Source organism: Streptomyces sp. NPDC053750 (genome assembly GCF_044544295.1).
Taxonomy (GTDB): Bacteria; Actinomycetota; Actinomycetes; order Streptomycetales; family Streptomycetaceae; genus Streptomyces.
This window is the reverse complement of the sequence record NZ_JBITXB010000004.1, coordinates 428,677-454,893: the sequence shown is the minus strand read 5'-3', so window position 1 is coordinate 454,893 and position 26,217 is coordinate 428,677. Positions and strand designations below refer to the sequence as shown.

Sequence of the window (26,217 nt, the reverse complement as noted above, 5' to 3'; positions counted from 1 at the left end):
ACCGGAATGGGTTCGGTTCGCGTAGCCATCGTCGGCGTGGGCAACTGCGCCGCATCGCTGGTGCAGGGCGTCGAGTACTACAAGGACGCCGACCCGGCGTCCAAGGTCCCGGGCCTGATGCACGTCCAGTTCGGCGACTACCACGTCCGTGACATCGAGTTCGTCGCCGCCTTCGACGTGGACGCCAAGAAGGTCGGTCTGGACCTCGCGGACGCCATCGGCGCATCCGAGAACAACACCATCAAGATCTGCGACGTGCCGAACAGCGGCGTCCAGGTCCAGCGCGGCCACACCCTCGACGGTCTCGGCAAGTACTACCGCGAGACCATCGAGGAGTCCGCCGAGGCGCCGGTCGACGTCGTCCAGGTCCTCAAGGACAAGCAGGTCGACGTCCTCGTCTGCTACCTGCCCGTCGGCTCCGAGGACGCGGCGAAGTACTACGCCCAGTGCGCCATCGACGCCAAGGTCGCCTTCGTCAACGCCCTCCCGGTCTTCATCGCCGGCACCAAGGAGTGGGCGGACAAGTTCACCGAGGCGGGCGTCCCGATCGTCGGCGACGACATCAAGTCGCAGGTCGGCGCCACCATCACGCACCGTGTCATGGCGAAGCTGTTCGAGGACCGGGGCGTCGTCCTGGACCGCACGATGCAGCTGAACGTCGGCGGCAACATGGACTTCAAGAACATGCTCGAGCGCGACCGCCTCGAGTCGAAGAAGATCTCCAAGACGCAGGCCGTCACCTCGCAGATCCCCGACCGTGATCTCGGCGAGAAGAACGTTCACATCGGCCCGTCCGACTACGTAGCCTGGCTGGACGACCGCAAGTGGGCCTACGTCCGCCTCGAGGGCCGCGCGTTCGGTGACGTCCCGCTGAACCTGGAGTACAAGCTCGAGGTCTGGGACTCCCCGAACTCCGCGGGTGTCATCATCGACGCCCTGCGCGCCGCGAAGATCGCCAAGGACCGCGGCATCGGCGGCCCGATCCTGTCGGCGTCGAGCTACTTCATGAAGTCCCCGCCGGTCCAGTACTTCGACGACGAGGCCCGCGCCAACGTCGAGAAGTTCATCGCCGGCGAGGTCGAGCGCTGACAAGCGCCGGCTCCGGCACGTCGGAGGTCCCCGGGTCGCATGCCCCGGGGACCTTTCCCGTATGTGAGGCTGTGCCCCATGGCCGTCGTCCGTGACCTGCGCGTCCTGCTGCGCCTGAAGGGATTTCGGCGCCTGCTCGCCGTGCGTCTGCTTTCCCAGGGCGCCGACGGCGTCTACCAGGTCGCGCTCGCCACCTACGTCGTCTTCTCCCCGGAGAAGCAGACCTCGCCCGCCGCGATCGCCTCCGCGATGGCGGTCCTGCTGCTTCCCTACTCGCTGGTGGGCCCCTTCGCCGGCGTCCTGCTCGACCGCTGGCGCCGCCGCCAGGTCTTTCTCTACGGCAACCTGCTCCGCGCCGTGCTGGCCTCGGTGACGGCCGTGCTGATGATCGCTTCCGTCCCGGACTGGCTGTTCTACGTCTCCGCTCTCTGCGTCACCGCCGTCAACCGCTTCGTGCTCGCGGGGCTCTCCGCCGCCCTGCCGCGTGTCGTCGACGCCGAGCGTCTGGTGATCGCCAACTCACTCTCCCCGACCGCGGGCACCCTGGCCGCGACGGCGGGCGGCGGCCTCGCCTTCGTCGTACGCCTCGTGATCGCGGACTCCGACGCCGCCGTGGTGCTGCTCGGGGCCGCCCTGTACCTGTGCGGCGCGCTGGCGTCGCTGCGTATCGCCGTGGAACTGCTGGGACCCGACCGCTCGCTCGTGCCGCCGCGGCTGGCCTCGGCACTCGTGGGTACCGCCCGCGACCTGATGGCGGGCGTACGTCATCTGGCCGCACCGGCTCGCCGGGAAGCGGCGTGGGCGCTCGCCGGTATGACGCTGATGCGGTTCTGCTACGGCGCTCTGCTGGTCATGCTGCTGATGCTGTGCCGGTACGCCCTGACCTCGGACACGGAGGAGGGGCTCGCCCTGCTGGGGCTGGCGCTGGGTGTCTCCGGGGCCGGTTTCTTCGCGGCGGCGGTGATCACTCCCTGGGCGGCGGGACTGCTCGGTCCCGGCCGGTGGATGGCCGTGTGTGCGGGGGCCGCCGCGGTGCTGGTGCCGGCGCTCGGTCTGTCGTTCGCCACCGGGCCGCTGCTCGTCGCGGCGTTCGTCCTGGGTCTGACGACGCAGGGCGCGAAGATCGCGACCGACACGGTCGTGCAGTCCTCGGTCGACGACGTCTTCCGTGGCCGGATCTTTTCCGTCTACGACGTGCTGTTCAACGTCGCCTTCGTCGGCGCCGCCGGGGTGGCCGCGCTGATGCTGCCGCCGGACGGCCGGTCGGTGCCGCTGGTGGTGACACTGGCCGTGATCTACGGAGCGGTTGGGGTGGCTCTGACCCGGTTTGAGCGGCAGTAAGTGTCACATCAGTGCCACAGAGCCCCACTGGACTACAGAGTTGTCAGTGGAACCCGATAGCTTACGTGCGTCTTATCGCGCCATGTACGCGACACGCACCTATGTTTCAGGGGGACCCCCAGTGACCACTCCGCCGCCCCAGGGCAACCCGTTCGCGCAGGGCCAGCCGCAGCCGCAGGGGCAGAACCCCTTCGCGCAGGGCCAGCCGGGCATCCCGCAGCAGCCCGGCCAGCCCGGTTTTCCCCAGCAGGGTGCGCCGTACGCGCCGGTGCCGCCGCAGCCGGCCCGCCGCAAGCCGAGCTTCAAGACGATCAAGAACATCGTCATCGCCGTGGTCGTCGTCGGTGTGGCCGTCGGCGGATACGTCGCCAGCCGGGACGACGCGGACCAGGCCGGCGTGGGCGACTGCCTGAAGGCTGCGTCCTCGTCTTCGGACCGCATGGAGGTCGTCGACTGCTCGTCCTCGGAGGCCGAGGGCAAGGTCCTCAAGAAGGTGAAGGGCCACTTCACGTCCCTCACCGCGGAGACCGAGTGCCGCAAGGTCGAAGGAGCCACTGGGTTCTACGCCGAAACCGGTGACGGCGAAGAGTTCCTGCTCTGCTTCGGCGACGTCTGAGCCGATCGGGCCCTCCCGGCCCACAACGCCACAGAGGGGCGTCATGTTTCACGTGAAACATGACGCCCCTCTGTGGGAACGCCCTACCGCGGAAGCACGTACCGCACGTCACTCACACGGTTTCCGTGCGCTGCCCCCACCATTCCTTGAGGGCCGCCACTGCCGCCTCGTGCTCCATCGGCCCGTCTTCGAGGCGGAGTTCCAGCATGTGCTTGTAGGCCTGGCCGACGGCCGGCCCGGGGCCGATCCCGAGGATCTCCATGATCTGGTTACCGTCCAGGTCCGGGCGGATCGCATCCAGCTCCTCCTGCTGCTGAAGCTGCGCGATCCGCTCCTCCAAACCGTCGTAGGCCCGCGAGAGCGCCGAGGCCTTGCGCTTGTTGCGGGTCGTGCAGTCCGAGCGGGTCAGCTTGTGAAGCCGGTCGAGCTGAGGACCGGCATCCCGGACGTAGCGGCGGACCGCGGAGTCCGTCCACTCGCCCGTCCCGTAACCGTGGAAGCGCAGGTGCAGTTCGACCAGGCGTGAGACGTCCTTCACCAGGTCGTTGGAGTACTTCAGCGCGGTCATGCGCTTCTTCGTCATCTTCGCGCCGACCACTTCGTGGTGGTGGAACGAGACGCGTCCGTCACTCTCGAAGCGGCGGGTGCGCGGCTTGCCGATGTCGTGCAGCAGCGCGGCCAGGCGGAGAGTCAGGTCGGGACCCTCGCTCTCCAGGGCCATCGCCTGCTCCAGGACGATGAGCGTGTGGTCGTAGACGTCCTTGTGCCGGTGGTGCTCGTCCCGCTCCAGCCGCAGGGCCGGCAGCTCGGGCAGGACCCGCTCGGCGAGACCGGTGTCCACCAGGAGGGTCAGCCCCTTGCGCGGGTGTGCGGAGAGGATGAGCTTGTTCAGCTCGTCCCGGACCCGCTCGGCCGAGACGATGTCGATGCGCGCGGCCATGTCCTTCATCGCGGCGACGACCTCGGGAGCCACCTCGAAGTCGAGCTGCGCGGCGAACCGTGCGGCCCGCATCATCCGCAGCGGATCGTCCGAGAAGGACTCCTCAGGAGTCCCCGGAGTACGCAGCAACCGGGCCGCGAGGTCGTCGAGGCCTCCGTGCGGATCGATGAACTCCTTCTCCGGCAGCGCGACGGCCATGGCGTTCACGGTGAAGTCCCGCCGGACGAGGTCCTCCTCGATGGAGTCGCCGTAGGACACCTCCGGCTTGCGCGAGGTGCGGTCGTAGGCCTCCGACCGGTAGGTGGTCACCTCGATCTGGTAACCGTCCTTCTGGGCCCCGACCGTGCCGAAGGCGATCCCGACCTCCCAGACGGCGTCCGCCCACGGTCGCACGATCTTCAGGACGTCCTGCGGGCGGGCGTCGGTCGTGAAATCCAGGTCGTTGCCGAGCCGGCCGAGCAACGCGTCCCGGACCGAACCGCCGACCAGGGCGAGAGAGAAACCGGCCTCCTGGAAGCGGCGGGCGAGGTCGTCGGCGACAGGGGCCACCCGCAGCGGTTCGCTCACCGCGCGGCGCTGCGCCTGACTCAGGGCACTGGGGTTGACTTCGTTGGCGTTCGGCACAACAGAAAAGGGTACGTGCCCCGCGCGGACACCGGCGCCTCCATTGATCGCACAGCGGATCTCCCCCTTCTCTCCCCCTTCTCTCACCTTCTCTCACCCCTTGCCGACGCCCGGTTATAGGGGCACATACGGGACAGCCGCCTTCACCGCCGGATCTTGTGGTGTACGTCGCGGCACTTCCCCTCGACGCGCATCGTTACCATGCGTGGACGCACATTCCGACGACCACTGACGACGACGAGGGACGGGCGAGCGCGTGGCCGAGGCGGCAGACTTCCAGGGGACCAGTCCCTCACCTGCCCGCCGGTGGCTACGGCGCACCACGGCACTGATCGCCGGGGCGCCCCTGCTGGCCGGCCTGGTCCAGCTGCCGACCGCGGGCACGGCACAAGCCGACGGGCAGTCCTCCGCCAAGGCCGACTCGGACTCGGGCTCGGTGGCCGTCGCCGTCGACTCGCTCACTCCGTCCGCCCCCACGGAGGGGGACACGGTGACCGTGTCCGGCACCGTGACCAACAACGGCAAGCGCACGGTCACCGACGCCCACGTGGGCCTGCGTCTGGGCGCCGAGGTCAACACCCGCTCGGCCGTCGACAGGATCGCCAAGAACAGCGACGATCTCAACGACGCCATCGCTCCGGAGATCGACGACAAGTACACCGAGAAGTTCTCGAAGCTCACCCCCGGCGTCGCCGAGCACTTCAACATCTCCGTCCCCGTCGACGACCTGGACCTCGGTGACGACGGCGTCTATGAATTCGCCGTCTCGCTCTCCGGGGAGACCTCCGCTCAGCCGTGGGAGCGGATCCTCGGCATCCAGCGGACCTTCCTGCCCTGGCAGCCCGAGGCGGCCGCCCCCAGAACGAAGACGACGGCTCTGTGGCCCCTCGTATCGACCACGCACATGGCCGCCGAGACGGGACCGAACGAGGAGCAGACCCCGGTCTTCCTCAACGAGGACCTGGCCAAGGAGATCTCTCCCGGTGGCCGGCTGGACCAGATGGTGACGCTGGGCAAGGACCTGGACGTCACCTGGGTGGTCGACCCGGACCTGCTGGCCTCCGTCGACGCCATGACGGGCAGCTACCGCGTGCGGGACGGGGACACGACCACCGCAGGCACCCACCAGGCGGTCGCCAAGCAGTGGCTCGCCGAGCTGCAGGACGCGGTGGCCGACAAGGAGGTCGTCGCCCTTCCCTTCGCCGACCCGGACCTCGCGTCCCTCGCCCACAACGGCACCGACGTCACCGGCTCGCTGAGCCAGCTCAAGGACGCCACGGACGTCATCACCAACACCGTCGAGCCGATCCTCCACGTGAAACCGAGCACCGACTTCGCGTGGCCCGTGAACGGCGCCGTCGACCGGTCGATCGTCAAGGTCGCCACCTCCGCGGGCGCGGACAAGGTGATCGCCCGCAGCGACAGCCTCCAGGAGACCGACGACCTGCAGTACACGCCCTCCGCGGCCCGTCCCATCGGAGGCGGTACGACGGCCGTGGTCGCCGACGCCCGGCTGTCCACGGCATTCGAGGGCGACCTGACCAGGGCCTCCGCCTCCACGCTCGCGGTGCAGCGGTTCCTCGCCCAGAGCCTGGCCCTCGGCCAGCAGACCGGCACGCAGCGCAGCATCGTCATCGCCCCGCAGCGCACGCCCTCCGGCAGTCAGGCGCGGGCCATGGCCGAGGCGCTGAGGGCGCTCCAGGGCGGCACGTGGTCCGAGTCCCAGAAGCTGGCGGCCGCCGCCGCGGCCAAGCCGGACCCCGACGCCACCACCAAGGTGCCGAGCACCTCCTCCTACCCCGCGTCACTGCGCAAGAAGGAGCTGCCCCGGTCGGCGTTCGTACAGATCGCACAGACACAGGACAAGCTCGCCAAGTTCCAGGTCGTCCTGTCGAACCCGTCCCGGGTGGTGACCCCGTTCGGTCGCGCCCTGAACCGGGAGATGTCCGTGTCGTGGCGGGGCCGGACCGCCGAGGCGGAGTCGTTCCGCGCCGGCGTGCAGTCCTACCTCGACGGGCTGACCGGCCGGGTCGGACTGATCGACAAGTCGGAGACGAAGCTCTCCGGCCGCAGCGCCACGATCCCCGTGACGGTGCAGAACAACCTGGTGCAGGACGTCGGCCCCCTGGTCCTGCGGCTCACCTCGACCAATCCGACACGTCTCGAGATCGACGGCGCCGCCTACCAGGAACAGCCGGTCTCCGTCTCCGGTGGCCACAGCCAGTCGGTGAAGTTCACCACGTCGGCCAACGCCAACGGCCGGGCGACGGTGATCGCCCAGCTGTACACGATGGACGGGCGGAAGTACGGCGACGCGGTCACCTTCGACGTGAAGGTCACCGAGATCACGGCCACCGTGATGCTCGTCATCGGCGGCGGCGTCCTCCTGCTCGTCCTCGCCGGCTTCCGGATGTACACCCAGCGCAAGCGGGCCGCCGCCCGCGAGGCCGACGGGGCATCCGGCGAGGCGCAGGAGGACGAGAACTCCGACGCAATCTCCGGCGACGGACCGGAGAACCCGAAGGACCCCGAGGGACGTCTCAAGAAGGAGTCCGAGGCACCGCATCGGGCAGGCGGCCCGGAGCAGCCGAGTGACCCGGCAGCGGACACCGCAGCGGAAAACGGCGACCCGTCCGGCACGGGTGAGAGAGTGGACCGTTGAAGATGTCGTGGCCGGTGGGCCGGGGACGATGAGGTGGGGTAACCATGAACGCGCCGTACGACGGTGACCGCGGTCAGGCCGTGGACGGCTCGGGCCACCCCGAGGGTCCACCGCCCGGCACCGACCGGACGCCGCCGGAGCCGCCCGCGGACATGTACCTCCAGGACGCCTACGACCAGGATCCCTACCGGGCACAGGATCTCTCCGCCCAGGACCCGGTCTCCGAGGCGCTCTACGACCGCGCCGCGCACCCCCCGCCACCGCCGGGCACGTACCCGCAGCAGCCCCTGTACTCCCAGCCGTCCCAGTCGCCCTACGCCCCCGACCCGCGCGTCTGGGCGCAGCCCCCGGCGCCCGAACCGGAGGGGCCGACCCAGTACCTGCCGTACGGCGACGACCCGCGGACGACCCAGTTCGTCGGCGTGGACGACCTGGTCACCCAGGCCGGCGAGCAGCGCCATGAGCCCGATGCCTTCGCCCACCTGTTCCGGGACCAGCAGCAGGGCGGCGGCCATCCGTCGTACAACGACCCCGCTTCCGTACCCGGCCCCGCCCCCGCCCCCGGGCCGTACGGCGGGACACCGGGGCCGGGGCAGTACGGCGAGGCGCCGGGGCCCGGCCAGTACGGCGGCGCGCAGGGACCCGCCGCTCCGTACGGAAACGCTCCGGCACCCGGGCAGTACAGCGGCGGCCCCGCTCCGGCACCGGGGCAGTACGCAGCGCCCGCACCCGGGCAGTACGCGGTGGCCCCCACCCCGGAAGCGGCCGAGGCCCCTCTCCAGGAGCCCGAGCCCACCCCCGCAGCCGCACCGGCCGCCGCGCCCAAGAAGGGCGGGCGGGCGGGAGGCCTGCTGAAGTCGAGCGCCGTGATGGCGGCGGGCACGATGGTGTCCCGGCTGACCGGGTTCATCCGGTCGGCGCTGATCGTCTCGGCGCTGGGTGTCGGACTGCTCGGTGACACCTTCCAGGTCGCCTACCAGCTGCCGACGATGATCTACATCCTGACCGTCGGTGGCGGCCTCAACTCGGTCTTCGTACCGCAGCTCGTGCGGGCCATGAAAGAGGACGACGACGGCGGCGAGGCCTACGCCAACCGCCTGCTGACCCTTGTCATGGTGGCGCTCGGCGTGCTCACCGTGATCACGGTCTTCGCCGCCCCCCTGCTGATCCGACTCCTGTCCAACCCCGTCGCCAGTGACCCTGCCGCGAACGAGGTCGGCATCACCTTCGTCCGCTACTTCCTGCCCTCGATCTTCTTCATGGGCCTCCATGTGGTGATGGGGCAGATCCTCAATGCCCGCGGCAGGTTCGGGGCGATGATGTGGACCCCGGTCCTGAACAACATCGTCATCATCGTCACCCTGGGAATGTTCATCTGGGTGTACGGCACCGCGGAGAGCTCGGGGATGAAGGTCACCAGCATCCCTCCGGAGGGCGAGCGCCTGCTCGGTATCGGGGTGCTGTTGGGCCTCATCGTGCAGGCCCTGGCCATGATCCCGTATCTGCGTGAGACCGGCTTCCGGCTGCGACTGCGTTTCGACTGGAAGGGCCACGGTCTCGGCAAGGCCATCACCCTCGCCAAGTGGACGGTCCTGTTCGTCCTCGCCAACCAGGCGGGCGCCATGATCGTCATCCAGCTGTCCACCGCCGCGGGCAAGACGTCGCCCGTCGACGGCACCGGCTTCGCCGCCTACGCCAACGCGCAACTCATCTGGGGCCTGCCACAGGCCATCATCACCGTCTCGCTGATGGCCGCCCTGCTGCCCCGCATCTCCCGCTCGGCATCCGAGGACGACGGCGGCGCCGTCCGGGACGACATCTCCCAGGGCCTGCGCACGACGGCCGTCGCGATCGTGCCGGTCTCCTTCGGCTTCGTCTCCCTCGGCATTCCGATGTGCACGCTCATGTTCGGCTCCTCGGGCACCAGCGAAGCAACCAACATGGGCTACATGCTGATGGCCTTCGGCCTCGGCCTCATCCCCTACTCCGTGCAGTACGTCGTCCTGCGCGCCTTCTACGCCTACGAGGACACCCGGACGCCCTTCTACAACACCGTCATCGTGGCCGTGGTCAACGCCGCTGCCTCGGGACTCTGTTACTTCCTGCTTCCGGCACGCTGGGCCGTCGTCGGCATGGCCGCCTCCTACGGTCTGGCCTACGTGATCGGCGTGGGTGTCGCCTGGCGCAGGCTGCGCAAACGGCTCGGCGGTGACCTGGACGGTGCCCGGGTGCTGCGGACGTACGCCCGCCTGTGCATCGCGTCCGTCCCTGCCGCTCTGCTCAGCGGCGCGGCCTGCTACGCGGTCAGCCGCGCGCTCGGCCAGGGCGTCGTGGGGTCGTTGGCCGCGCTGCTGGCCGGCGGGGCACTGCTGCTCGGTGTCTTCTTCGTCGCCGCCCGGCGGATGCGCATCGAGGAAGTCAACTCACTGGTCGGCATGGTGCGCGGACGCCTGGGACGCTGAGACCCGGGGTAGGCGCACAACCATCGTCCGCCGCTGTGTGTCGTGCATAGCGCCGGACTGTGGGCACAATTGGGTTCGGCGTCGGACTGCGCGCATCGGAAGTCGGTCGGCGTGCATCGAAGGGGAGGCAGGAACGACGGTGGCGGAACGGAGCACAGCTGCCGTCGACGTGGCAGACAACAGCGGCGACGAGCCGCTGACCGCACAGGCGGACCAGTCCACGGCCGACGGGGTGGCCAACAACCGGGAGCGGGACACGGACAGCGACGAGGCACAGGGGAGCCCCACGAGCGAGGAGTCCGGCAAGGCCTCGCCTCCCGAACTGCACAGCGGGCACAAGCTCGCCAGACGCTACCGCCTCGAGGAGTGCGTCACCCGTCTGGACGGTTTCAGCAGTTGGCGGGCCGTCGACGAGAAGCTGCGCCGCGCCGTCGGGGTCCACATCCTTCCGGCGGACCACGCGCGGGCCCGTTCCGTACTGGCCGCGGCTCGTTCCTCCGCCCTTCTCGGCGACCCCCGCTTCGTCCAGGTCCTGGACGCCGTCGAGGACAACGACCTCGTCTACGTCGTGCACGAGTGGCTTCCCGACGCCACCGAACTGACCGCGCTCCTCGCCTCGGGCCCGCTGGAGGCGTACGACGCCTACCAGATGGTCAGTCAGGTCGCCTCCGCGATGGCCGCCGCCCACCGCGAGGGGCTCTCGCACCTGCGTTTGAATCCCAACGCGGTGCTGCGGACGTCGACAGGCCAGTGGCGGATCCGCGGGCTCGCCGTCAACGCCGCGCTGCGCGGCATCAGTTCCGACACCCCGCAGCGCACCGACACCGAGGCCATCGGCGCCCTGCTGTACGCCACGCTCACCCAGCGCTGGCCGTACGAGAGCGACGCCCATGGTCTGGCCGGTCTGCCGAAGGACCTCGGCCTGATCCCGCCGGACCAGGTGCGCGCGGGCGTCCACCGCGGACTGTCCGAGCTCGCCATGCGGGCTCTCGCCAACGACGGCGCCACCGCCTCCCGCCACGAGTCCCCGTGCACCACGCCGGAGGAACTGGTGAAGGCGATCGGCGAAATGCCCCGTATCCGCCCACCGGAGCCCGCGTACACCGCACCGCCGTATCAGCGCACGACCTACCAGCAGGGTGCCTACGGCCGCCCGACACCGCACCCCGGTGCCACCCAGCCGGTGCCGACGCCGCCGCCTCCGCTGCAGAGCCGTACCGGCAAGGCGCTGAAGTGGGGCGTCTCCGCCCTGCTGATCGCCGCGCTCGGCCTGGGCAGCTGGCAGCTGGCCGATGCGATCATGGAGCGGGGCGGCAAGGCCGACGACCAGAACCAGACGCAGACGACGGACGGCGACGACAAGAACGGCGTCGCGCCGAAGCCCGCCAAGCCGATAGCAGTGCAGGACGCCAAGGAGTTCGTCACCAAGGGCTCCGCACAGCACCCCGCAGACGTCGGAAAGACGTACGACGGTGATGGGAGCACGCTCTGGCGGACGTCCAGCTTCTACGACGGCCCGGTCATCGGGCCGTACAAGCCGGGTGTCGGCATCGTCTACGACCTCGGTTCCGCCCAGGAGGTCTCGACCGCGGACGTGGGCCTGCTCTACGGCGGCGACCACACGACGGCAGAGCTGTACGCCGCAGACTCCCTGCAGCCGTCGTCACTCGACGCGATGCAGAAGATCGGCACGGTCACCACGACCGGAACCACCGCGACGATCAAGGCCACCAAGCCGGTCAAGACGCGGTACGTACTCGTGTGGCTCACCGCGCTGCCCTACGCCTCCGGTGACGAGTACAGCGATGCCGGTTACAAGCAGGCCATCACCGACGTGACGTTCAAGGGCTGAGCCCACCGACCGGGGAAGGGGTCCGATGGCAGATGGCACCGCCTACGGCGGCATCGGTGATCAGGACCTCCTCGCCCGCCACGTCGAAGGTGATCCCGACGCCTTCGGTGAGCTCGTGCGGCGTCATCGTGACCGCCTCTGGGCCGTTGCCCTGCGGACGCTGGGGGACCGGGAGGAGGCCGCTGACGCCGTCCAGGACGCCCTCGTCTCCGCCTACCGGGCCGCCCACACCTTCCGCGGTCAGGCAGCCGTCACGACGTGGCTGCACCGGATCACGGTGAACGCCTGCCTGGACCGCGCCCGCAAGGCCGCCTCCCGCAAGACCGCGCCCGTCGACGACACCGAGCGTCTGGAGCAACTGCTGGAGCCGCACGAGTCGGCTTCCGCCCCCGCCGAGCGCAACGATCTCCACCGCCAGCTGCTGGAAGCCCTGGGCACCCTGCCTGCCGACCAGCGGGCAGCCCTCGTCCTGGTGGACATGCAGGGTTACCCCGTCGCGGAGGCTGCCCGGATCCTCGAGGTACCGACCGGCACGATCAAGAGCCGCTGTGCCCGTGGCAGAGCCAGACTCCTGCCGCTGCTCACCCACCTGCGTCCGGACGGCGGCAGTGAGGACGAAAAGCGGAACCGGACGCAGGGGACGTCCGTCCCACCCGCAGCGGGCCCGCACCGGGCGGGTCCGGCAGAGGCAGGCCAGAGCGATTCAGCCGCAGTGAAGGGCGGAGGTGGACGAGCGTGACGTCGTCGACGACAGACATGACCGGGCACCCGGACGTCGTGGAGATCTCCGACCTCGCCGAAGGCCTGCTCCCGCCCGCACGGACCACGGATGTACAGCGACACCTGGAGACCTGCGAGCTCTGCGCGGGCGTCTACGCGTCTCTGGAGGAGATCCAGGGACTGCTCGGCACGGTGCCGGCACCGGCGCGGATGCCGGATGACGTGGCCGACCGTATCGACGCCGCCCTGGCGGCCGAGGCGCGGCCGGGCGCGGCGGTCCCGGACACGCGGGACAGCAACGACAGCCCGCGCGTTTCACGTGAAACATCGGTGTCGGCCGACCGGCCTTCCGGGCGCGCCCGCACCTCCTCCACCGGCCCGGGCCGCAAGGATCGCCGGCGAAGCGGGCGTCGCAGGATCGCCGTTCTCGGCGCGGTGGCCGCCGCTGCCGCTCTGGGTCTCGGTTCCGTGCTGGTCTCCTCTCTCACCGGCGGCAGCTCGTCCGAGGACACGGCCCAGGGGCAACAGACCGCGCTCGCAGACACCTTCTCCGAGGCAGAGCTGAAGGAGCAGGTCGCCGAACTCGTCTCCGACGAACAGGCCGCCGGGAACGGTCCGCGTACGCCCCGCAGCTTCGGCACGCAATCCGAGAACAGCGCCGATACCGGTGCCGAGAACCATGTCTTCAAGCAGCCGACGGTCCCCCAGTGCATCCAGAAGGGCATCGGCCGCGACGACGCAGCGCTCGCCACGGAGGAAGGCGTCTACAAGGGCAGGGAAGCACTGCTCGTGGTGCTGCCCGACGCCTCCAACAACAGTCGGGTCACCGCCTACATCGTCGCGTCGGCCTGTGTGGACCAGCCTGCCGTCAGCAAGGCTGAGATCCTCCTGAAGCGCTCCTATGCGCGTTCGTAGCGAACAGGTCTGATCCTCGCGTCCTGCGTCCCGTGCATGTCTCCGTGTGCCCGGACACAGCGGGAATGCGCGCACCGTAGGATCCGTTGGGTGGGGTGAGAGCTCCGTGAAAAGCTCCGCCCGGCCCTGAAGACGCAGTCCAGAGACGAGGAATGAAGCCGTGAGCGACGTCCGAAACGTGATCATCATCGGCTCCGGGCCCGCCGGCTACACGGCGGCGCTCTACACCGCGCGCGCGTCGCTGAAGCCGCTGGTGTTCGAGGGCGCCGTCACCGCCGGCGGTGCTCTGATGAACACCACCGAGGTGGAGAACTTCCCTGGCTTCCAGGACGGCATCATGGGCCCCGAGCTCATGGACAACATGCGCGCCCAGGCCGAGCGGTTCGGCGCCGAGCTGATCCCGGACGATGTCGTCGCCGTCGACCTGACCGGTGAGATCAAGACCGTCACCGACACCGCGGGCACCGTCCACCGGGCCAAGGCCGTCATCGTCACCACCGGCTCGCAGCACCGCAAGCTCGGCCTGCCGAACGAGGACGCTCTCTCCGGCCGCGGCGTCTCCTGGTGCGCGACCTGTGACGGCTTCTTCTTCAAGGACCAGGACATCGCTGTGATCGGCGGCGGTGACACGGCGATGGAGGAGGCTACGTTCCTCTCCCGCTTCGCCAAGTCCGTGACGATCGTCCACCGCCGTGACACGCTGCGCGCCTCCAAGGCGATGCAGGAGCGCGCCTTCGCCGACCCCAAGATCTCGTTCGTCTGGGACAGCGAGGTCGCCGAGGTCCAGGGCGACCAGAAGCTGTCGGGCCTGAAGCTGCGCAACGTCAAGACCGGCGAGCTCTCGGATCTGGCGGTGACCGGCCTGTTCATCGCCATCGGCCACGACCCGCGCACCGAGCTCTTCAAGGGCCAGCTCGACCTGGACGCCGACGGCTACCTGAAGGTGGACGCTCCGTCGACCCGTACCAACCTCACCGGTGTCTTCGGCGCCGGTGACGTGGTCGACCACACCTACCGCCAGGCGATCACCGCCGCCGGCACGGGTTGCTCCGCCGCCCTCGACGCCGAGCGCTTCCTCGCCGCGCTCACGGACGAGGACAAGGCCGAGCCCGAGAAGACCACTGTCTGACCTCCACCCACCCCACGCACCAACCAGTTAAGGAGCCCGCCGTGGCCGGCACCCTGAAGCACGTGACCGACGACTCGTTCGAGCAGGACGTCCTCAAGAGCGACAAGCCCGTCCTGGTGGACTTCTGGGCCGCCTGGTGCGGTCCGTGCCGCCAGATCGCTCCGTCCCTCGAGGCGATTGCCGCCGAGTACGGCGACAAGATCGAGATCGTCAAGCTGAACATCGACGAGAACCCGAGCACGGCCGCCAAGTACGGCGTCATGTCCATCCCGACCCTGAACGTCTACCAGGGTGGCGAGGTCGCCAAGACCATCGTCGGCGCCAAGCCCAAGGCCGCGATCGTCCGCGACCTCGAGGACTTCATCGCCGACTGACGCCGGCTGACGTTTCACGTGAAACACGAATGGGCCGACCCGAACGGGTCGGCCCATTCGCATGACAGCGGTCTTCGCCACGACACCTCCGCTACAGCGGCCGCAGCGCAGGCTCCTTCTGGACCGCCCCCAACAGGCGGTCCAGCGCCATCTCCACGTCTTCCTTCCAGGACAGCGTGGATCGCAGATCCAGCCTCAGCCTCGGATGACTGGGGTGAGGCCTGACCGTCTTGAAGCCCACAGCGAGCAGATGGTCCGCCGGCAGAACGCAGGCGGGCTCCTTCCAGCGGGCATCCCCGAACGCCTCGATGGCCTTGAAGCCCCGGCGCAAAAGATCCTTGGCGACCGTCTGGACCATCACCCGGCCCAGCCCCTGCCCCTGATAGCCCGGGACCACGAACGCGGTCATCAACTGCACCGCATCGGGCGAGACGGGACTGGTGGGAAAGGCCGACGAACGCGGGACATAAGCGGGAGGGGCGTACAGCACGAAGCCCACCGGCACGTCGTCGACGTAGACCACGCGGCCGCATGACCCCCAGTCCAGCAGGACGGCGGAAATCCAGGACTCCTTCTCCAGGGCCGACGTGCCCGCCTTTACCGCGGCTTCGCCGCTGACGGGGTCCAGTTCCCAGAAGACACACGAGCGACAGCGCTGGGGAAGGTCCTGAAGGTTGTCCAGCGTGAGCGGTACGAGCCGGCGCCCCATGAAGGCTGTTCCTCGCTTCCTTCGCCCGCCGCGTCGCGGGCGGCTGTCAGAGCGCTCCGTTCCCTGAGCAGGCTGCCCATGAACCCACCGACCGCGCCCAGCCCCAAGCCCGCGCTCACCAGTCCGGTACGGCTCATCATTCGCATGGCCCCTGCCTTCCTCTCAGAGGTGCTGCCAGGTGACTGCGCCATCCCGATCGCATCGTATCCACGAAGCGGTGGCCCCGACACCGACGGAAAGCAAAGGGCGGGCCGTGTTCCGGTACGCACCGGACACGACCCGCCCCGTCGGCCGGTGGAGCACTGAGCAGTGCCCACCGGCCCGAGTTTCAGGAGTCGAGCTCTTCTGCTTCGCCGTCCAGCAGGCCCTTCTGCAGCACGGGCCCCTCACCGGGAGCGAGGCTCCCGAGGATGCGCTCCAGGTCCTCCATGGAGGCGAACTCGACGGTGATCTTGCCCTTCTTCTGTCCCAGGTCGACCTTCACCCGCGTCTCGAAGCGGTCCGAGAGGCGCGTCGCCAGGTCCGAAAGCGCCGGTGAGACCAGCGACCCGGCCCGCGGTCCCTTGGCCCGCTGCGGCTTCTGGGGCCGGGAACCCATCAGGGTCACGATCTCCTCCACCGCCCGCACCGAGAGCCCCTCGGCGACGATCCGGTGAGCCAGCCGCTCCTGCTCCTCCGAGTCCTCGACGGAGAGCAGCGCCCGCGCATGCCCGGCGGAGAGCACGCCGGCGGCCACGCGGTTCTGCACCTTCGGGGAAAGCTTCAGCAGACGCAGCGTGTTGGAGACCTGAGGGCGAGAGCGACCGATGCGGTCGGCCAGCTGGTCATGGGTGCAGTTGAAGTCCTTGAGCAGCTGGTCGTAGGCGGCGGCCTCTTCCAGTGGGTTCAGCTGGGCCCGGTGCAGGTTCTCCAGCAGCGCGTCCAGAAGGAGCTTCTCGTCATCCGTGGCGCGCACGATCGCCGGGATGGCCTCCAGCCCGGCCTCGCGACAGGCCCGCCAGCGGCGCTCACCCATGATGAGCTCATAGCGCGCCGGCCCCACCTGTCGCACGACGACCGGCTGAAGGAGACCGACCTCCTTGATGGAGGTGACCAGCTCGGCCAGAGCATCGCTGTCGAAGACCACACGCGGCTGTTGCGGGTTCGGCGTGATGGCATCGAGCGGGATCTCAGCGAAGTGGGCTCCCGCAGGAGTCGCAGGGGTGTCCGCACCACCCCACACCGAAGACTCATCCGTTTCACGTGAAACCTGCGGCAGGGTGGCCACCTTCGCCGCAGCCACCCCGCGGTCGTTCGGCAGCAGCGGCATCGCCGCAGGGGACGCGGGAGCCGCATTCCCCAGAGCTGCCGAGGCCACCGACTTCTCCGTCGGGGCATTGGGGATCAGCGCGCCCAGACCACGGCCCAGCCCCCTCCGTCGCTCACTCACTGGATCCCCTCCACCATGTTTGGGTCATTCTGTGCGCCGATGTGGGCGTGGGTCGCGTCATAACTGACCCCCACACCCTTCAGCGCGATTTCGCGTGCCGCCTCCAGGTAGGAGAGGGCTCCACTCGATCCTGGATCGTAGGTCAGTACCGTCTGCCCATAGCTCGGGGCCTCGGAGATCCGGACCGAGCGGGGAATGCTCGTCCGCAGCACCTCGTCACCGAAGTGGCTGCGCACCTCGTCCGCGACCTGGGACGCGAGCCGCGTCCGGCCGTCGTACATGGTGAGCAGGATCGTCGACACGTGCAGGGTGGGGTTGAGATGTCCCCGGACCAGGTCGACATTGCGCAGCAGCTGCCCCAGCCCCTCCAGCGCGTAGTACTCGCACTGGATCGGGATCAGCACCTCCTGGCCCGCGACGAGCGCGTTGACCGTCAGCAGACCGAGGGAGGGCGGGCAGTCGATGAGGATGTAGTCCAGCGGCTGCTCGTACGCCTGGATCGCCCGCTGGAGCCGACTCTCCCGTGCCACCAGAGAGACCAGTTCGATCTCCGCACCGGCGAGATCGATGGTGGCCGGCGCACAGAAGAGGCCCTCGACATCGGGGACCGGCTGCACGACCTCCGAGAGCGGCCTGCTCTCGACCAGAACGTCATAGATGGAGGGGACCTCGGCGTGATGGTCGATACCCAGTGCAGTGGACGCATTGCCCTGCGGGTCGAGGTCGATGACCAGGACACGAGCACCGTGCAGGGCAAGCGACGCGGCGAGGTTGACGGTCGTCGTCGTCTTGCCCACACCGCCCTTCTGGTTGGCGACCACCATGAGCCGGGTCTGCTCGGGCCGCGGCAGGCCCTCGCCGGCACGGCCCAGAGCCTCCACCGCCAGTTGGGCCGCACGACCGATCGGAGTGTCGTCCATCGGAGGCGGTGTTTCACGTGAAACATCCGCCCCCATCGACTCGGTTCGGGGACCGGGGACCGGATCGGTCATCGGCCCCGCGATGTTGGCGTCGGACCGCAAGGATTCACTCTCCTCGACTTCAGGCTCGCAATGAACAGAGCCTCCCATGCCTTCGGGGTCATGAACCAGTGAGGCCTGGTCTTCTGTGGAGAAATCCACCTCTGTGGACAACTCCGCGCCCTCTCCGAGCGACCCGAGAGGCTTCCGGTCGCGGGGTTCGGCCGCGGCGCGGCCCCGACTGATGATGCCCTGCAGCAGTGAGCGACGTTTCACGTGAAACACGATGCACAGCAGCCGATGCCGAAATGCCGCGACACTCCGGCATGCGCAAGTTGGGCACCTTGTGTGGAGTACGCCCCACCATCAGCATCCAGCCGCTATCCGCGACGTCGACGCGCCCGCCCCGTCCGGGCGGCCTTGGCCCGCTTGGCAGCGAAACGCACGCCGCCCGGGCTCTCCCCGACCTCGACCCGCACCACGGTGGACATGGGATCCACGACCCCCTCACCGACATGCAGGATGGACGTCTCCACCGCACCCAGCTTGCTCAGCGCCGTGGCCGCGGCCTTCAGCTCCTCCTCGGCGGTGTCGCCCTTGAGAGCAAGCATCTCGCCATAAGGGCGCAGCAGCGGGATCCCCCACGTGGCCAACCGGTCGAGCGGGGCAACGGCACGGGCCGTCACCACATGCACCGGCGGCACCTTGCCCATGACCTCCTCGGCCCGGCCACGCACCACGGTCACATGGTCCAGCCCCAGCAGCTCCACGACCTCGGTGAGGAAGTTGGTGCGCCGCAACAGCGGCTCAAGGAGCGTGATCTTCAGGTCGTCCCGGACCAGGGCCAACGGGATCCCGGGCAGGCCGGCGCCCGAACCGACATCGCACACCGTCACGCCCTCGGGGACGACCTCCGAGAGCACCGCGCAATTCAGCAGATGCCGCTCCCACAGGCGGGGAACTTCACGCGGACCGATCAGACCGCGCTTCACCCCCGCCTCGGCGAGCAGCTCCGCGTAGCGGACCGCGTCCGCGTACCGATCGCCGAACACCTCGCGTGCCTGCTCGGGCACAGGGGGAAGCTCCGCTGCCTCCGTCACGGGGACCGTCCTTCCGTACCGCACCGACGCACCAGTCGCCGACGCCAGAACCACCAGAACTATCAGGCTGACAAAATTCGGCCCCGTCTGCGCAACAGACGGGGCCGGAAAACGTAAGGGCCGATCAGGCGGGCAGGACGACGACGAAGCGCTCCGGCTCCTCGCCCTCGGACTCGCTGCGCAGCCCCGCGGCCTTGACCGCGTCGTGCACGACCTTGCGCTCGAACGGTGTCATCGGCTTCAGCCGCACGGACTCGCCGCTGCTCCTGACCTCGGCCGCGGCCTTGGCACCCAGCTCGGAGAGCTCGGCACGCTTCTTGGCCCGGTACCCCGCGATGTCGAGCATCAGCCGACTGCGATCGCCGGTCTCCCGGTGCACGGCCAGGCGCGTGAGCTCCTGCAGGGCCTCGAGCACCTCGCCGTCCCGGCCGACCAGCTTCTGCAGATCACGGCTGTTCGTGTCGCTGATGATCGAGACAGAGGCACGGTCGGCCTCGACATCCATGTCGATGTCGCCGTCGAGGTCGGCGATGTCGAGCAGACCCTCCAGGTAGTCCGCGGCGATCTCGCCCTCCTGCTCGAGGCGAGTCAGGGTGTCTGCGCCCTCGGCAGCGGCGGAGGTGGTGCCTTCCGTCACGGGATGGACTCCTTCTTACTTCTTCGACGGGGACTTGGGCCGCTGCGGGCCCTTGCGCTGTCCGGACTGCGCCTTGCTACGGCCGCCGGACTTCTGAGCGGGCTTCTTGGCGGCAGCAGGCTTCGCGTCCTGCCTGCTGTCCTGCGGCTCGTCCGACTTGGACAGCGAAGTCTTCGGCTCGGACTCACCGGCCACCTTGGTGGCCTGGCGCTGAGACTTGCTCTGCCGCTTGGGCTGCTGGCGCTTGGGCGTGGTGGTCACGACCGCGCCGTCCTCGGCCTGGGCGGCGACCTCGGCGTCGCTCTTCGTCACATTGCCGTCGGCCTGAGCCGCCAGGCCGGCCTTGTTCAGACCGTTGATGAACTTCCGCTCGAACTCGTTGCGGTCCCGGCCCTTGGCGACGATGGCCTTGACGATGGCCCGCTCACCACGACCACGGGTCTTGCCGTGCTGGGTGACGCTCTTGTGCAGCCGCTCCAGGTAGGCGGCCTGCGCCTTGGAACCCGGCGTCGGATTGTTGCGGATGACGTACATCTGCTGGCCCATGGTCCACACGTTGGTGGTCAGCCAGTAGACGAGGACACCGACGGGGAAGTTGATACCGAAGACGGCGAACATGACCGGGAAGACGTACATCAGCATCTTCTGCTGCTGCATGAACGGCGTCTTCACCGTGGTGTCGACGTTCTTGGTCATCAGCTGGCGCTGCGTGAAGAACTGCGACGCCGACATCAGCACGATCATGATCGCGGTGACGACGCGGACGTCCGTCAGCGAGGAGCCGAGCGCCTCCACCTCGGCCGCGCCGTCGGTGAACTTCGAAGCCAGCGGGGCACCGAAGATGTGGGCCTTCTGCGCGCTCGCCAGCAGTCGGTCGTTGATCACCCCGATGGTGTCGTTCGACGCGATGGAGTTGAGCACGTGGTACAGGGCGAAGAAGAACGGGGACTGCGCCAGGATGGGAAGGCACGAGGAGAGTGGGTTGGTACCCGTCTCCTTGTACAGCTTCATCATCTCTTCGGACTGACGCTGCTTGTCGTTCTTGTAGCGCTCCTGGATCTTCTTCATCTCCGGCTGGAGCGTCTGCATCCCACGCGTCGCCTTGATCTGCTTCACGAAGAGCGGGATCAGGCAGATACGGATCAGAATCACCAGGGACACGATGGACAGGCCCCAGGCCCATCCGGTGTCCGGCCCGAAGATCGCCCCGTACACCGTGTGGAACTGGACGATGACCCAGGAGACGGGCCAGGTGATGAAGCTGAAGAGGCTGGCAATCGTGTCCACTAATCATGCTCCTTGGGCATGGGGCGGGGTCTCTGCGGCCGGGCTCGAAGGACCGGACGGACTCGTGGGAGCAGTCTGTCCTTCGGTGGCCGGTTCGGCGGCGGAGGGCCCGCCCTTGCGTGCACGCCAGGCGTCACGCAGCATTTCGTGCCACCGCGGACGCTTGCGCGGCGGAACATGGTCCACACCGCCCAGCGACCACGGATTGCACCGCAGGATGCGCCAGGCGGTGAGCGCCGTGCCCTTGAGGGCACCGTGCCGGTCGATGGCCGTGTACCCGTAGTGGGAACACGATGGGTAGTACTTGCACACCGGCCCCAGCAGCGGACTGATCGTCCACTGGTACAGCTTGATCAGAGCCAGCAGCGGGTACTTCATCGCGCGCCCCCTCCCAGCAGCCGCTCCAGAGCGGCGTCCAGGTCTCGGGCCAGCTGTGCATGGTCGGCGTCACCCGCACCGGGCAGCGCTCGTACGACTACCAGGCTACCGGGGGGCAACAGTTCGATCCGGTCGCGCATCAGATGGCGAAGCCTGCGCTTCACCTGGGTGCGCACCACCGCACCACCCACAGCTTTGCTCACGACGAAACCCGCACGTGTCGGGGGAGCGCTCTCCCCAGGCGCGTGCGGGTCCGTGGCACCGCTTCGAAGGTGAACGACGAGGGCCGGGCGGCCGGCCCGGCGGCCCCGTCGTACCGCGGTCGCGAAGTCCTCGCGCCGCCTCAGCCGGTTCTCGGTGGGCAGCACGACGTCATGACCTGATCGGAATCAGGCGGACAGACGGGCGCGACCCTTGCTGCGGCGGGTCGCGAGAATCGCGCGGCCGGCACGGGTGCGCATACGCAGCCGGAAGCCGTGGGTCTTGGCGCGACGACGGTTGTTCGGCTGGAAGGTGCGCTTGCTCACTCGGGGGCTCCAGAAAGAATCGGGGTTGGCGGGGTGCCGTCTTGGCTGTCACCGTGCGCCCACGAGTAGCTCGCGTTACGCCCGAGTGCACCGCTTTTCGATCACCTTGGACGTGACCTGTGCCCATCGGAGGCAGGCGGCAGCAGCCATCGACAACTCGACCTGGTTACGGTACGTGGGACTGCGCCATTCGGTCAAACCAGCGGCGCCCGGAAGTCGCTTGTCCACAGGCTGGGGACAACAACTTGAACCCTACCGGTCGCGCTGACTACCGTGGATGGACTCCGATTCGTTCCCTTATCCCCTGCCCCACCCGAGTTTCATCCCGACCCGTCCCCGAATCACACCTTCGAGGGACTCGTGAGAGAGCGTGCCCTGTGGCTGACGTACCTGCCGATCTTGCCGCAGTGTGGCCACGCGTACTGGAGAAACTCCTCGGCGACAGCCGCGGCCAGGGCGTCGAGTCGAAGGACGAGCACTGGATCCGGCGCTGCCAGCCCCTTGCTCTGGTCGCCGACACCGCCCTGCTCGCCGTACCGAACGAATTTGCGAAGGGCGTACTGGAGGGCCGTCTCGCCCCGGTCGTCAGCGAGACGCTGAGCCGCGAGTGCGGCCGCCCGATCCGCATCGCGATCACCGTCGACGACACCGCCGGCGAGCCCCCCGCCCCCACACCGCAGGCCGCCCCCACCCGCCCCCAGCCCCGCTACGAGGAGCCCGAGCTCCCCGCCCCGGGCCCCGGCCAGGGAAACCGCGACGACTACGAGGGATACGGCCGCCACCGCGCCGACCAGCTCCCCACCGCCCGCCCCGCCTACCCCCAGGAGTACCAGCGCCCCGAGCCCGGCTCCTGGCCCCGCCCGGCACAGCAGGACGACTACGGCTGGCAGCAGCAGCGCCTCGGCTTCCCGGAACGTGACCCCTACGCGTCCCCCACGCAGGACTCGTACGGCCCGCCCTCCCAGGACAGCTACCCGCAGGACTACCGCCCCCAGTCACCGGAACGCCCGCCGTACGACGCCCAGCGCGCGGACTACGACCCACCGCGCGGCGACTACGACCAGCCCCGCAACGACTACGACCAGCAACGCGGCGACTACGACCAGCGCGCCCCCCGCCGCGACCTGCCCGAGCCGCCCTCCGGCTCCGGACACGTCCACCGCGGCGGCCCCGTCGGCCCCGGCCCCGCCACCGGCGCACCCGGCCCCCTGGCCGCACAGCCCGCGCCGGCCCCCGGACCGGGCGAGCCGACCGCACGCCTGAACCCGAAGTACCTCTTCGACACCTTCGTCATCGGCGCCTCCAACCGCTTCGCCCACGCAGCCGCCGTCGCCGTCGCCGAAGCGCCCGCCAAGGCCTACAACCCCCTTTTCATCTACGGGGAGTCGGGGCTCGGAAAGACCCACCTCCTGCACGCCATCGGGCACTACGCCCGCAGCCTCTACCCCGGCACGCGCGTGCGGTACGTGAGCTCCGAGGAGTTCACCAACGAGTTCATCAACTCCATCCGCGACGGCAAGGGCGACAGCTTCCGCAAGCGCTACCGCGAGATGGACATCCTGCTCGTCGACGACATCCAGTTCCTGGCGGACAAGGAGTCGACGCAGGAGGAGTTCTTCCACACCTTCAACACGCTCCACAACGCCAACAAGCAGATCGTCCTCTCCTCCGACCGGCCGCCCAAGCAGCTGGTCACGCTGGAGGACCGGCTGCGGAACCGTTTCGAGTGGGGCCTGATCACCGACGTCCAGCCGCCCGAGCTGGAGACCCGGATCGCCATCCTGCGCAAGAAGGCGGTACAGGAGCAGCTCAACGCCCCGCCGGAGGTACTGGAGTTCATCGCCTCCCGCATCTCGCGCAACATCCGCGAGCTGGAGGGCGCCCTGATCCGCGTGACGGCGTTCGCGTCGCTCAACCGGCAGCCGGTCGACCTGGGCCTCACCGAGATCGTCCTGAAGGACCTGATCCCCGGCGGGGAGGACTCGACGCCGGAGATCACCTCGACGGCCATCATGGGAGCGACAGCCGACTACTTCGGCCTCACGGTCGAGGACCTGTGCGGCAGCTCCCGCGGCCGACAGCTCGTGACGGCCCGCCAGATCGCCATGTACCTGTGCCGCGAGCTGACGGACCTCTCCCTGCCGAAGATCGGTGCGCTGTTCGGCGGCCGGGACCACACCACGGTGATGCACGCCGACCGCAAGATCCGCAATCTGATGGCCGAGCGACGCTCCATCTACAACCAGGTGACCGAGCTGACCAACCGCATCAAGAACGGCTGACGGCGGCCGGCGAGGGCCGGCTGCCACCGCACGAGGCGCCCCCGGAGAGACCTGGGGCGCCTTTTCCGTGCCACGGCCCGGCCACCGGCTGTTCGAATACCTGCCGGGTTACGGCCACTCTCCACAGATTCGGTGACTTTTTTCCTTCCACACCTTGGGGACTGGGAAGTTGTCCCGATCCTGTCCACAGGCCAGGGTGTTGAGGCACCATCAGGGCAGGTCAGGCCCTTGTGGATTCGTGGACGAACGATCTCCACAGCCTGTGGACAACGAAGCGGTCCACAGGCTGTGCATCGGGTTGTCCACGGGCTGCCCACAGGCTGGGCCCGGTTGTCCCCAGCGATCCCCAGCTTCTCCACAAGGCTGTCCACTGTTCGGCAACGCGATGCGACCTCTCACCGCGTCGAGTGAAAGGCGTCACATCGAGGTGCATGGTTGGGCTGTGGGAAACGTGGGTAAACCTGGGGACGGCTCTGGGGAGAAGTCGCCTCTCCCTGTGCACGGAGTGTGCAGAACTTTCTGTTCTCCACAGACGGGCAGAGTTGTCCACGGGCTCCGCCCACAGGCCCCGTGGACAAAATTCCTGCGCTGACCTGCGCAAACGAGGTTATCCACGGTATCCACAGGCCCTACTACTACTCCCGGCTAGAGAGAGTGCGGAATTCGTTTCGAAGCGGGACCTGTGCACAACTCGTCCCATCGAGCCCGACCGCCCCTCGTCGCGACTTGACCCCGAACGGCACCTACTGTCAGTGGGGTGCGTCAGACTGGTCCCCGGTGTCCTGGCCCTCACAGCGGCCGACGACACCGGGTCAGACGACGAAGGCGAAGCAGGGCGAGAAGCGCCGGCAACAGCAGGAGGCGGCTTACGGTGAAGATCCGGGTGGAACGCGACGTACTCGCGGAGGCAGTGGCCTGGGCGGCGCGCAGCCTCCCGGCCCGTCCGCCGGCGCCGGTCCTCGCGGGCCTGCTGCTGAAGGCCGAGGAGGGGCAGCTGAGCCTGTCCAGCTTCGACTACGAGGTCTCCGCGCGGGTGTCGGTGGAGGCGGAGGTCGAGGAGGAGGGCACGGTCCTCGTCTCCGGCCGTCTGCTCGCCGACATCTCCCGGGCCCTCCCCAACCGGCCGGTGGAGATTTCCACAGACGGTGTACGGGCGACGGTGGTCTGCGGCTCCTCGCGGTTCACCCTCCACACCCTTCCGGTGGAGGAGTACCCGGCGCTGCCGCAGATGCCGGAGGCGACGGGCACGGTCCCCGGCGAGGTCTTCGCCGCGGCCGTGCAGCAGGTCGCGATCGCCGCCGGCCGTGACGACACGCTGCCCGTCCTCACCGGCGTGCGCATCGAGATCGAGGGCGACTCGGTGACGCTGGCCTCCACCGACCGCTACCGCTTCGCGGTCCGCGAGTTCCTGTGGAAGCCGGAGAACCCTGAGGTCTCCGCGGTCGCCCTGGTGCCCGCCAAGACGCTCCAGGACACCGCCAAGGCGCTGACCAGCGGTGATCAGGTGATTCTGGCGCTGTCCGGCTCCGGTGCGGGAGAGGGCCTGATCGGTTTCGAGGGGGCGGGCCGCCGGACGACGACGCGTCTGCTGGAGGGCGACCTCCCGAAGTACAAGACGCTCTTCCCGACGGAGTTCAACAGCGTCGCCGTGATCGAGACCGCCCCGTTCGTGGAGGCCGTCAAGCGCGTGGCGCTGGTCGCCGAGCGCAACACTCCGGTGCGGCTCAGCTTCGAGCAGGGCGTGCTGATCCTGGAGGCGGGTTCCAGCGACGACGCACAGGCTGTGGAGAGGGTCGACGCGCAGCTGGAGGGCGACGACATCTCGATCGCCTTCAACCCGACGTTCCTGCTGGACGGGCTGAGCGCGATCGACTCGCCGGTGGCCCAGCTGTCCTTCACGACGTCCACGAAGCCGGCGCTGCTCAGCGGCAAGCCGGCGCTGGACGCGGAGGCCGACGATGCCTACAAGTACCTGATCATGCCGGTGCGGCTGAGCGGCTGAGCGGCTGAGTCGGCCGGGCGCAGCCTCGGTGGCCGTCCAGGTTGTCCACAGGGTGAGGGCAAAGCCGCAGGTGGGGGCGTACGTCTGAGCGCGTATGCCCACAGCTGTGCACGGGCGTCCGGGTTTAGGCTCGGACGTGGGTACGAAAGTGCCGCGGCACGCATCCGGTGGGTTCGGAGGTGC

The 26,217-nt window shown here is 68.9% G+C and carries 22 protein-coding genes; 12 read left to right on the top strand and 10 right to left on the bottom strand.

Annotated elements, in window-relative coordinates; genetic code table 11:
* Positions 1 to 6: 6 nt before the first annotated feature.
* The 3 genes from ACIGO6_RS14810 to ACIGO6_RS14800 all read left to right on the top strand — a co-directional run bounded on the left by ACIGO6_RS14810 (position 7) and on the right by ACIGO6_RS14800 (position 3,046).
* A complete protein-coding gene (locus ACIGO6_RS14810; protein WP_399875561.1) occupies positions 7 to 1,089 on the top strand; it encodes an inositol-3-phosphate synthase in 1,083 nt (360 codons plus the stop codon).
* A 78-nt stretch (positions 1,090 to 1,167) separates the two neighbouring features.
* The gene (locus tag ACIGO6_RS14805; RefSeq protein WP_399875559.1) at positions 1,168 to 2,430 is read left to right on the top strand and encodes an MFS transporter; all 1,263 of its coding nucleotides are present in this window, start codon (positions 1,168 to 1,170) and stop codon (positions 2,428 to 2,430) included.
* Between the two features lie 46 nt (positions 2,431 to 2,476).
* Positions 2,477 to 3,046 carry a hypothetical protein gene (locus ACIGO6_RS14800; protein ID WP_399875557.1) on the top strand — a complete coding sequence of 190 codons (570 nt, stop codon included), beginning with the start codon at positions 2,477 to 2,479 and terminating at the stop codon, positions 3,044 to 3,046.
* A 112-nt stretch (positions 3,047 to 3,158) separates the two neighbouring features.
* On the opposite strand, the gene ACIGO6_RS14795 is transcribed toward ACIGO6_RS14800, so the two are convergent.
* Positions 3,159 to 4,610, bottom strand: a complete 1,452-nt coding sequence (locus ACIGO6_RS14795) for a CCA tRNA nucleotidyltransferase (protein ID WP_399875555.1) — start codon at positions 4,608 to 4,610, stop codon at positions 3,159 to 3,161.
* Between the two features lie 256 nt (positions 4,611 to 4,866).
* Between ACIGO6_RS14795 and ACIGO6_RS14790 the strand changes: the two genes are divergently transcribed.
* The 7 genes from ACIGO6_RS14790 to trxA all read left to right on the top strand — a co-directional run bounded on the left by ACIGO6_RS14790 (position 4,867) and on the right by trxA (position 14,724).
* A complete protein-coding gene (locus tag ACIGO6_RS14790; RefSeq protein ID WP_399875554.1) occupies positions 4,867 to 7,272 on the top strand; it encodes a DUF6049 family protein in 2,406 nt (801 codons plus the stop codon).
* 44 nt (positions 7,273 to 7,316) lie between these two features.
* The gene (gene murJ / locus ACIGO6_RS14785) at positions 7,317 to 9,734 is read left to right on the top strand and encodes a murein biosynthesis integral membrane protein MurJ (RefSeq protein ID WP_399875553.1); all 2,418 of its coding nucleotides are present in this window, start codon (positions 7,317 to 7,319) and stop codon (positions 9,732 to 9,734) included.
* A gap of 139 nt (positions 9,735 to 9,873) precedes the next feature.
* Positions 9,874 to 11,586 carry a protein kinase family protein gene (locus ACIGO6_RS14780; protein WP_399875551.1) on the top strand — a complete coding sequence of 571 codons (1,713 nt, stop codon included), beginning with the start codon at positions 9,874 to 9,876 and terminating at the stop codon, positions 11,584 to 11,586.
* 25 nt (positions 11,587 to 11,611) lie between these two features.
* Entirely contained in the window at positions 11,612 to 12,325 is a 714-nt protein-coding gene (gene sigM, locus ACIGO6_RS14775) for an RNA polymerase sigma factor SigM (protein WP_399875550.1), read from the top strand.
* 17 nt (positions 12,326 to 12,342) lie between these two features.
* The gene (locus tag ACIGO6_RS14770) at positions 12,343 to 13,221 is read left to right on the top strand and encodes an anti-sigma factor family protein (RefSeq protein ID WP_399875864.1); all 879 of its coding nucleotides are present in this window, start codon (positions 12,343 to 12,345) and stop codon (positions 13,219 to 13,221) included.
* Between the two features lie 160 nt (positions 13,222 to 13,381).
* Positions 13,382 to 14,350, top strand: coding sequence for a thioredoxin-disulfide reductase (trxB, locus tag ACIGO6_RS14765; RefSeq protein WP_399875548.1), 969 nt, complete (start codon positions 13,382 to 13,384; stop codon positions 14,348 to 14,350).
* A 41-nt stretch (positions 14,351 to 14,391) separates the two neighbouring features.
* The gene (trxA, locus tag ACIGO6_RS14760; RefSeq protein WP_399875546.1) at positions 14,392 to 14,724 is read left to right on the top strand and encodes a thioredoxin; all 333 of its coding nucleotides are present in this window, start codon (positions 14,392 to 14,394) and stop codon (positions 14,722 to 14,724) included.
* A 91-nt stretch (positions 14,725 to 14,815) separates the two neighbouring features.
* On the opposite strand, the gene ACIGO6_RS14755 is transcribed toward trxA, so the two are convergent.
* From ACIGO6_RS14755 to rpmH, 9 genes are all read right to left on the bottom strand, one after another.
* Entirely contained in the window at positions 14,816 to 15,433 is a 618-nt protein-coding gene (locus tag ACIGO6_RS14755) for a GNAT family N-acetyltransferase (RefSeq protein WP_399875545.1), read from the bottom strand.
* Between the two features lie 328 nt (positions 15,434 to 15,761).
* Positions 15,762 to 16,862 carry a ParB/RepB/Spo0J family partition protein gene (locus ACIGO6_RS14750; protein ID WP_399875543.1) on the bottom strand — a complete coding sequence of 367 codons (1,101 nt, stop codon included), beginning with the start codon at positions 16,860 to 16,862 and terminating at the stop codon, positions 15,762 to 15,764.
* Positions 16,859 to 17,932, bottom strand: a complete 1,074-nt coding sequence (locus ACIGO6_RS14745) for a ParA family protein (protein ID WP_399875862.1) — start codon at positions 17,930 to 17,932, stop codon at positions 16,859 to 16,861. The genes ACIGO6_RS14750 and ACIGO6_RS14745 overlap by 4 nt, the downstream gene beginning before the upstream one ends.
* A 269-nt stretch (positions 17,933 to 18,201) precedes the next feature.
* A complete protein-coding gene (gene rsmG / locus ACIGO6_RS14740) occupies positions 18,202 to 18,921 on the bottom strand; it encodes a 16S rRNA (guanine(527)-N(7))-methyltransferase RsmG (protein WP_399875542.1) in 720 nt (239 codons plus the stop codon).
* 124 nt (positions 18,922 to 19,045) lie between these two features.
* Positions 19,046 to 19,558 carry a protein jag gene (locus ACIGO6_RS14735; RefSeq protein WP_399875540.1) on the bottom strand — a complete coding sequence of 171 codons (513 nt, stop codon included), beginning with the start codon at positions 19,556 to 19,558 and terminating at the stop codon, positions 19,046 to 19,048.
* A gap of 15 nt (positions 19,559 to 19,573) precedes the next feature.
* Positions 19,574 to 20,845 carry a membrane protein insertase YidC gene (gene yidC / locus ACIGO6_RS14730; RefSeq protein WP_399875538.1) on the bottom strand — a complete coding sequence of 424 codons (1,272 nt, stop codon included), beginning with the start codon at positions 20,843 to 20,845 and terminating at the stop codon, positions 19,574 to 19,576.
* Positions 20,846 to 20,848: 3 nt separating this feature from the next.
* Positions 20,849 to 21,223, bottom strand: coding sequence for a membrane protein insertion efficiency factor YidD (gene yidD, locus ACIGO6_RS14725; protein ID WP_399875536.1), 375 nt, complete (start codon positions 21,221 to 21,223; stop codon positions 20,849 to 20,851).
* Positions 21,220 to 21,591 (bottom strand): ribonuclease P protein component, encoded by a 372-nt coding sequence (gene rnpA / locus ACIGO6_RS14720; RefSeq protein ID WP_399875534.1) that lies wholly within the window; start codon positions 21,589 to 21,591, stop codon positions 21,220 to 21,222. Before rnpA ends, yidD begins: the two co-directional genes overlap by 4 nt.
* A gap of 21 nt (positions 21,592 to 21,612) precedes the next feature.
* Positions 21,613 to 21,750 (bottom strand): 50S ribosomal protein L34, encoded by a 138-nt coding sequence (rpmH, locus tag ACIGO6_RS14715; RefSeq protein ID WP_003975051.1) that lies wholly within the window; start codon positions 21,748 to 21,750, stop codon positions 21,613 to 21,615.
* A 377-nt stretch (positions 21,751 to 22,127) separates the two neighbouring features.
* On the opposite strand from rpmH, the gene dnaA reads away from it, so the two are divergent.
* Both dnaA and dnaN read left to right on the top strand, forming a co-directional pair.
* Positions 22,128 to 24,032, top strand: coding sequence for a chromosomal replication initiator protein DnaA (dnaA, locus tag ACIGO6_RS14710; protein WP_399875531.1), 1,905 nt, complete (start codon positions 22,128 to 22,130; stop codon positions 24,030 to 24,032).
* An 871-nt stretch (positions 24,033 to 24,903) separates the two neighbouring features.
* Positions 24,904 to 26,034, top strand: coding sequence for a DNA polymerase III subunit beta (gene dnaN, locus ACIGO6_RS14705; RefSeq protein ID WP_399875529.1), 1,131 nt, complete (start codon positions 24,904 to 24,906; stop codon positions 26,032 to 26,034).
* The last annotated feature ends 183 nt before the right edge of the window (positions 26,035 to 26,217 follow it).